The sequence below is a fragment of the Caulobacter sp. SLTY genome, from assembly GCF_009905535.1.
Classification (GTDB): domain Bacteria; phylum Pseudomonadota; class Alphaproteobacteria; order Caulobacterales; family Caulobacteraceae; genus Caulobacter.
This window is the reverse complement of record NZ_JAAALA010000030.1, coordinates 45,223-52,419: the sequence shown is the minus strand read 5'-3', so window position 1 is coordinate 52,419 and position 7,197 is coordinate 45,223. Positions and strand designations below refer to the sequence as shown.

Genomic DNA, 7,197 nt, shown 5'->3' with positions numbered 1-7,197 from the left:
ACCCCCGCCACCCTGTTCACCCCCTTCTTCGCCCCGGACGAGCCGAGCACCAGCGGCTTCTACAACAGCTACCTGCCGGACGTGACGACCAGCTCCAACTGGAAGACCCGCCAGGGTTACGTGCCCAAGTACAACCAGGCCCCGACCAAGACCGGCACGAACTCCGACACCGGCTACATCTACGGCCCCAACTCCGGCTGCCAGCTGTCGCCGATCACCCGCCTGTCCAGCGACTGGGCGAGCCTGAAGAGCAACATCGACGCCATGGTGGCGGTCGGGGACACCAACATCCCGCTGGGCCTGATGTGGGGCTGGCACCTGCTCTCGCCCAACGCCCCGTTCGCAGACGGCCGCGCCTACGGCACGCCGAAGTCTCAGAAGATCGTCATCCTGATGACAGATGGCGACAACACCATGGGCTCGACGGGCAACAACAACGCGTCGCTGTACAACTCGCTCGGCTACATCTGGCAGGGGCGGCTGGGCATCACCTCGGGCAACACCAGCCAGCGCAAGAGCGCCATGGACGGGCGGCTGTCGACCCTGTGCAACAACATGAAGGCCCAGGGCATCGTCATCTACACGGTGCGGGTCGAGGTCGCGAGCGGCGACTCCAGCCTCCTGCGTAACTGCGCGTCCTCGACCGAGAAGTTCTACGACGTCCAGGACGCCAGCCAACTTAACGCCGTGTTCGACGCCATCGCCGGCTCGATCGAGAACCTGCGAATTCTCAAGTAGGGCGGTCGAACGGGGCGAGCGGTTACCGGTCGTTCACCTTGTTCCTTGGTCGGTTCCTTTACCAACGGGGCGTACGCTGGGACCTCAGAATGGACTCGACGATGACCAAACCCGATCGTGCGCGTGACCTGCGGGGCCTGAAGGGCTTCCTGCGCCGGTTCGTCCGCGCGCGCCACGGCGGCATCGCCCTGAACTTCGCCCTTATCGCCCTGCCCCTGGCGGTGCTGTCGCTGGGGCTGATCGACGTCAACCGCGCCAGCATGTCCAAGCGCACCCTGCAGGACGCCCTGGACGCCGCCGCCCTGGTGGTCGCCAAGTCGGACGCCGACACCAACGCCGAGGCCGACACGCTCGGCGACAAGGCCCTGGCCGCCCAGCTGAGCGCGATCAACGCCAACAACGGCACGCTCGGTTCGGCCACCTTCACCCTGGGCGGGACCGGCGGCAACACGGTCATCGCCGACGCGACCATGTCGGTCACCCCGGTGGTGGCCAATCTCTGGCTGCAGGGCAACATGAGCATCGGCGCCCACTCCGAAGTGGTCCGATCGGCGGTCAACCTCGAGGTCGCCCTGGTGCTCGACATCACCTACTCGATGGTCGGCACCCCGCTTAGCGACCTGAAGGCGGCCGCCGTCCAGCTGGTCGATCTGGTCGTCAAGGACACCCAGACCCCCTACTACACCAAGATGGCGCTGGTGCCCTATTCGATGGGCGTCAACCTCGATACCCAGGCGGCCACGGCGCGGGGTTCGATCCCCGCCGCCAAGTCGATCACCGGGGCCAGCTGGTCCGTCGGCACGGCCAAGACCATCACCGGCATCACCCGGGCAAACCCGGCGGTGGTGACCTCCAACGGCCATGGCTTCGCCAACGGCGACATCGTCTGGATCAGCGGCGTCAACGGCATGACCCAGGTCAACGGCAAGGCTTATACGGTCGCCAACAAGCAGAACAACACCTTCCAGCTGCAAGGCACCAATTCGAGCAGCTGGAGCAATTTCTCCAGCGGCGGCACGCCGCGGGCCACCGAGTGTCAGGTGGCCGGCTGCGAGGTGGTGATCACCTCCAACGCCCACGGCTTCGCCAACAACGACTGGGTCTACATCACCGGCGTCGGCGGCATGACCCAGCTCAACAACAAGGCCTGGAAGGTCACCGACAAGGACAACAACACCTTCCGTCTAGAGGACAGCGTCGGCCCCAGCTACGGAACCTTCAGCTCCAACGGCTCAGGCTGGTGCACGACCACTGGCTGCCAGTACTACCGTTACACGGGCAACAACGGCACGACCTATGTGCAGGAGATCAGCACCTGCGTCAGCGAGCGGACCGGGACCCACAAGCAGACCGACGTCTCGCTGGCCACCGCCTATGTCGGGCTGAACTACGCGGCCAACGGCAGCTCCAACGACTGCGTGACCGCCACGATGACCGGCCTGTCGACCAACAAGACGACGCTGAAGTCCAAGATCAACGGCTATACCGCCCAGGGCTCGACCGCCGGCCACATTGGACTGGAATGGGGCTGGTTCGCGGTCTCGCCCAACTTCACCAACATCTTCTCGGGAACCTCGGCGCCCGCCGCCTACACCGCGCCCCAGACCAAGAAGGTGGTCATTCTGATGACTGACGGCGCCTTCAACACGACCTACTGCAACGGCGTGCTGTCCAAGGATACCAGTGTCGGGGTCAGCAGCTATGACGGCCACAAGATCAACTGCTCGGCCACCAATGGCGGCGGTTTCGATCAGGCCAAGGCGATGTGCGCGGCGATGAAGCTGAAAAAGATCACCATCTATACGGTGGGCTTCAACATCTCGGACGACGAGGACGTCACCGACATGCTCAACACCTGCGCCAGCAGTGGCTCCGCCTACATGCCCAACAGCGGCACCGCCTTGAAGGACGCATTCAAGGCGATCGGCCAGGACATCCAGTCGCTGCGAATCTCCAAGTAGGGGCAGGGCTTCCTTTACGCCTGCTGAGCTAAGGATCGTTGCATGGTCCGCGTGTTCAAGCCCCTGCTGCGCCGTCAGGACGGCAACGTCGCCATAACCGTGGCGATCGGCGGTCTGGTGCTGGCCGTGCTTGTCTTCGGCCTCCTGGACGTCAACCGGGCCAGCACCGAGAAGCGGTCGCTGCAGGACGCCCTTGACGCCGCCGCCATCTACGCCGCCCGCTCCAAGGCGACCACCGACGCCGAGATCCAGGTCATCGGCCAGCGGACCCTCGTGGCCCAGCTGGGAACCCTTCAGGACGCCCGGCTGGTCGGCTCGACCTTCAAGCTGACCGGAAACGGGGGCGCGGCCGTGTCGGCGACCGCCCAGGTCGAGGTCAAGCCGATCATCGCCAACCTCTGGCTTCAGCGCGACATGCTGGTCGGCGCCAAGTCGGAGGTGCTGCGCTCGATGAACAAGATCGAGTTGGCCCTGGTGCTCGACAACACCGGATCGATGTCCGGCAGCAAGCTCACCAACCTCAAGGTCGCGGCCAAGAACCTGATCGACACCCTGGCCGCCAGCGCCGCCCGATCGGCGGAGCCCAATCCGGTGAAGATCGGCATTGTGCCGTTTTCGCAGGCGGTGAAGGTGGGTTCGGCCTACCGCAGCCAGTCCTGGATCGACCAGTCGGGCGCGGCCCCGATAAACAAGGAAATCTTCTTCGACCGGGCCACCGGCGCGGCGGTCAACGCCAACCGCTTCACCCTGCTCAGCCAGATGGGCGTCTCCTGGGGCGGCTGCGTCGAGACCCGGGCTCAGCCCTACGATGTCCAGGACACCGCTCCCACGACGGGAACGCCGGCCACCCTCTACACCCCCTATTTCGCCCCGGATGAACCGGACTCACGCTCCAAGTCCGGCAACGCCAATGGTGACTTCGGCAATTTCGCCAACGACTACCTGCCCGACGAGCAGTTCAGCGCCAGCGACTGGCGTATCCCGCAGGGGTTCGTCGGCAAGTACGACCAGGCGCCCACCGGCTCCGGCCGCGGCCCCAACCGGGGCTGCGACATGCAGCCGATCATGCGGCTGACGAACAACTGGTCGGGGCTGAAAAGCCTGGTCGACGGCATGGTGGCGACCGGCAACACCAACATCCCGCTGGGCGCCGCCTGGGGCTGGAATCTTCTGTCGCCGGCCGGACCCTTCTCCGACGGCGCGGCCTACGGCACGCCCAAGCTCAGCAAGATCATGCTGATCATGACCGACGGGGACAACGTCATGAGCACGGCGGGCAACGACAACGAGAGCAATTACAACAGCCTGGGCTACATCTGGCAGGGGCGCCTGGGCATCACCAACGGCGGCGAGGGCGCCCGGACAAACCGGATGGACAAGCGGCTGGAGCTGCTCTGCCAGAACGCCAAGGCCAAGGGGGTGATCATCTACACCGTCCGTGTGGAGGTGAAGACCGGCGCCAGCCCCCTGCTGCGAAACTGCGCCACCAGCCCGGACCGCTATTTCGACGTCCAGGACAGCGACGAACTCAACAACGTCTTCCAGACCATCGCCGGCGAGATTTCCAACCTGCGGATTTCGCGCTGACCCCCATTTTGGGGTAGCGGCCCCGGCGTGGGAACGCAGGATTCAGCCATGAAGACTCTCCGCGCCGCGATCGCCTTCGTCGCCCTCGCCGCCCTCGCCCTGCCCGCGCCGGCACTCGCCCATTGGTCCTTCACCCGCTGGGACATGACCCCCGAGCAGGTGATGGCCGCATCAAAGGGCGCCTTGCGAAGCGATCCAGGCGGCATGGGCGACCGTATCCTCAAGCAGAATCGACGACTGTCCGGGCCCGTCCAGTTCGAAGGGCAAGCCTATCAGGCGGAGTTCTATTTCTCCGACGCGGGAAAGCTGACGCTGGTGCGTCTGACCCCCAAGGATCAGACCCAGTGCCGGGTGCTGATGGAGATGTTCACGGCGCGGTACGGCAAGTCGAGCAACCAGTATCACGGCGAATGGACCGACCCTCGCACCGGCGACCGGGTCTTCCAGTCCAAGGAGTCCAGCTACGGACCCTGCCATACGACCTACAACAAGGCCGGACTGCCGATCTCGCTGTATTAGGCCGCGGCCCGCTCCGCGTCGCAGGCCGCTTCCAAAACCGCATAGAGGGCTTCGGCCGAGATCGGCTTGGTCAGGTGGCCGTCGGCGCCGGCCTCCGACGAGGCGCGGACGTGTTCAGGCAGGGCGTTGGCCGACAGGGCCCAGATCGGAACCCGGTTGCCGGCGGCGCGGATCGCCCGGATGGCGGTCAGACCGTCCATCACCGGCATCTGCATGTCCATCAGGATCAGGTCGAAGCCGCCGGCCGCGGCCGCGACCGCCTCGGCCCCGTTCTCGACACAGGTCAGCTCAACCCCCGCCGGCTCCAGCAGCAGCTGGACGACCCGCCGGTTGACGGCGTGATCCTCCGCCAGCAGCACCCGGGGGGCGCGGCCGGCCTCGTGCTGGTCTGGGGTCACGGGCGCGGCGACCGTCGGCGCCTTGGCCGTCGTCAGAGGCAGCATCAGGCGGAAGGTCGAGCCGGCGCCGGGCTCCGACTCCGCCGACAGTTCGCCCCCCAGCGCCGTCGCCAGCTGCTTGCAGATGGCCAGGCCCAGGCCGGTGCCGCCGAACCGGCGGGTGATCGAGCCGTCGGCCTGTTCGAAGCGGTCGAAAAGCCGGGCCTTGAACTCGGCGTCGAAGCCGATGCCGGTGTCGCTGACACTCAAGGCCAGCACGCCCTGGTCGACCCGCACGGTCAGCGAGACCTGGCCCTCGGCGGTGAACTTCACCGCGTTGGACAGCAGGTTGCCGACCACCTGGCGCAATCGCACCGCATCGCCCTCCACCCAGGCCTCGGCGGCCGGGTCGATGTCGATCTCGAAGTCCAGGCCCTTTTCGCTGGCCAGCGGCCGGAAGAGGTCGCCGACCGCCCGCAGGCTGGCTCCGAGGGCGAACGGTTCGGCCTTCAGGTCCAGCTTGCCGGACTCGATCCGGGCCAGGTCCAGCAGGTCCGACAGGATGGCTTCCAGGGTCTGGCCGGACCCCTGTATCAACTGGACCATCTCCGTCTGGGCGGGCGTCAGGCCGGTCCGCGACAGGGCCGCCGCGACGCCCATCACGCCGTTCAGCGGGGTGCGGATCTCGTGGCTCATATTGGCCAGGAACTCGCTCTTGGCCCGGCTGGCCGCCTCGGCCACGTCACGGGCCTGGACCAGCTCTTCCTCGGCCCGCTTGCGTTCGGTGATGTTCTTCAGCACCCCCAGGAGGCGCGAGGGCCGCCCGTCGTCCCGCCGGGTCAGCTCGGCGCCGGAGAAGGCCCAGACCTCGCTGCCGTCCGGGGCCACCATCCGATATTCGGTGCGGAACGGCCCGCCCTCGGCCAGGTGACGGTCCCAGGCGGCGGCGGCCAGCGGCTTGTCGTCCGGATGCACCACGCTCCAGGCGTCGCGGCTGATCGCGTCATAGGTGATCTGGCCACCGAAGAAGGTGTCCGCCGCCCCCTCGACCCGCAGCTCGCGGGCCTCGTAATCGACCTCGTAGACCAGCACATCGGCGATCTCGAGCGCCAGCTTCATCCGGCTTTCGGAGCGCTCGGCCCGGTCGAGAGCGGTAATGACGTCGGTGATGTCGTGGCTCATGGCGATCAGCCCGCCGATCTGTCCGTCGGCGTCGCGCCAGGGCCCGACCTCGGCCCGCAGCCACTGAACCCGCCCCTCCGGCCGGGGGATCCGCACCTTGTCGGACCAGGCGACCTCGCCCTGCAGGCAGCGGTCGTAGGCGCCCTTCAGCTCGGCGTAGGATTCCGGGAACAGCTCGCCGACATGCGCCCCGATGGCCCTTTCGCGCGACACCCGGGTGTCCTTGCACCAGCGATCGTTGACGTAGATGTAGCGCATATCCCGGTCGACCATGGCCAGGGCGACGGGCGCGGAGGCCATGACCACCTCCTTCAGCGCAACCGCCGCACGGGTCTGGCGGTCGGCCCGCAGGCGTTCGATGGCCTCGCTCAGCATCGCGGCGCAGTCGGCCAGCTGGGCCTGGGCCACCGGGTCGAGCAGCCGCGCCTCGCCGGCCACCACGCATAGGGCCCCGATCCGAAGGCCGCTCGATAGTCGAAGCGGCGAGGCGCAGTAGAAGCGGGCAAAGGGCCAGCCGGCGACCCAGGGGTGGTCCGGCATCGCCAGGTTCGCGTCCTCGACCCATATGCCATCGTCGGACCGGGCGCTGACCGAGTTCTCGACCTCCAGAAGCTGCTCGGGCAGGGCGCCGAAGGCCGAGTGCCAGATCCGGCCGTCCTCGTTGAGCACCACATAGGCGTGGTCCGCCCGCGCCAGGGCCATGGCCAGGCGGCAGACCCGCTCGATCTGCGGTCGCAAGGCCGCCAGGTCCGGCGACCGCACGGCCATCAATCCCTCAGGATTTGTCGTTACCGGCGGCTCAAGCGCCATCGGCTGCCCCTTCCTCGTGGAAG

4 protein-coding genes and 1 pseudogene are annotated in these 7,197 nt (G+C 67.0%); 4 read left to right on the top strand and 1 reads right to left on the bottom strand.

Features of this window, described 5'->3' with window-relative positions:
• The 4 genes and pseudogenes from GVN21_RS16070 to GVN21_RS16055 form a co-directional block, all read left to right on the top strand.
• Positions 1-738 (top strand): annotated as a pseudogene (locus GVN21_RS16070) (pilus assembly protein TadG); the annotation flags it as partial.
• 101 nt (positions 739-839) lie between these two features.
• A complete protein-coding gene (locus tag GVN21_RS16065; RefSeq protein ID WP_166575750.1) occupies positions 840-2,699 on the top strand; it encodes a TadE/TadG family type IV pilus assembly protein in 1,860 nt (619 codons plus the stop codon).
• 42 nt (positions 2,700-2,741) lie between these two features.
• On the top strand, positions 2,742-4,286 hold the full coding sequence (locus GVN21_RS16060) for a pilus assembly protein TadG-related protein (RefSeq protein ID WP_166575749.1): 1,545 nt from the start codon (positions 2,742-2,744) through the stop codon (positions 4,284-4,286).
• A gap of 48 nt (positions 4,287-4,334) precedes the next feature.
• Positions 4,335-4,805 carry a hypothetical protein gene (locus GVN21_RS16055; RefSeq protein WP_166575748.1) on the top strand — a complete coding sequence of 157 codons (471 nt, stop codon included), beginning with the start codon at positions 4,335-4,337 and terminating at the stop codon, positions 4,803-4,805.
• Here the strand turns inward: GVN21_RS16055 and GVN21_RS16050 are convergent.
• Positions 4,802-7,132, bottom strand: a complete 2,331-nt coding sequence (locus tag GVN21_RS16050; RefSeq protein WP_166575747.1) for a PAS domain-containing hybrid sensor histidine kinase/response regulator — start codon at positions 7,130-7,132, stop codon at positions 4,802-4,804. The genes GVN21_RS16055 and GVN21_RS16050 overlap by 4 nt on opposite strands.
• Positions 7,133-7,197 lie beyond the last annotated feature (65 nt).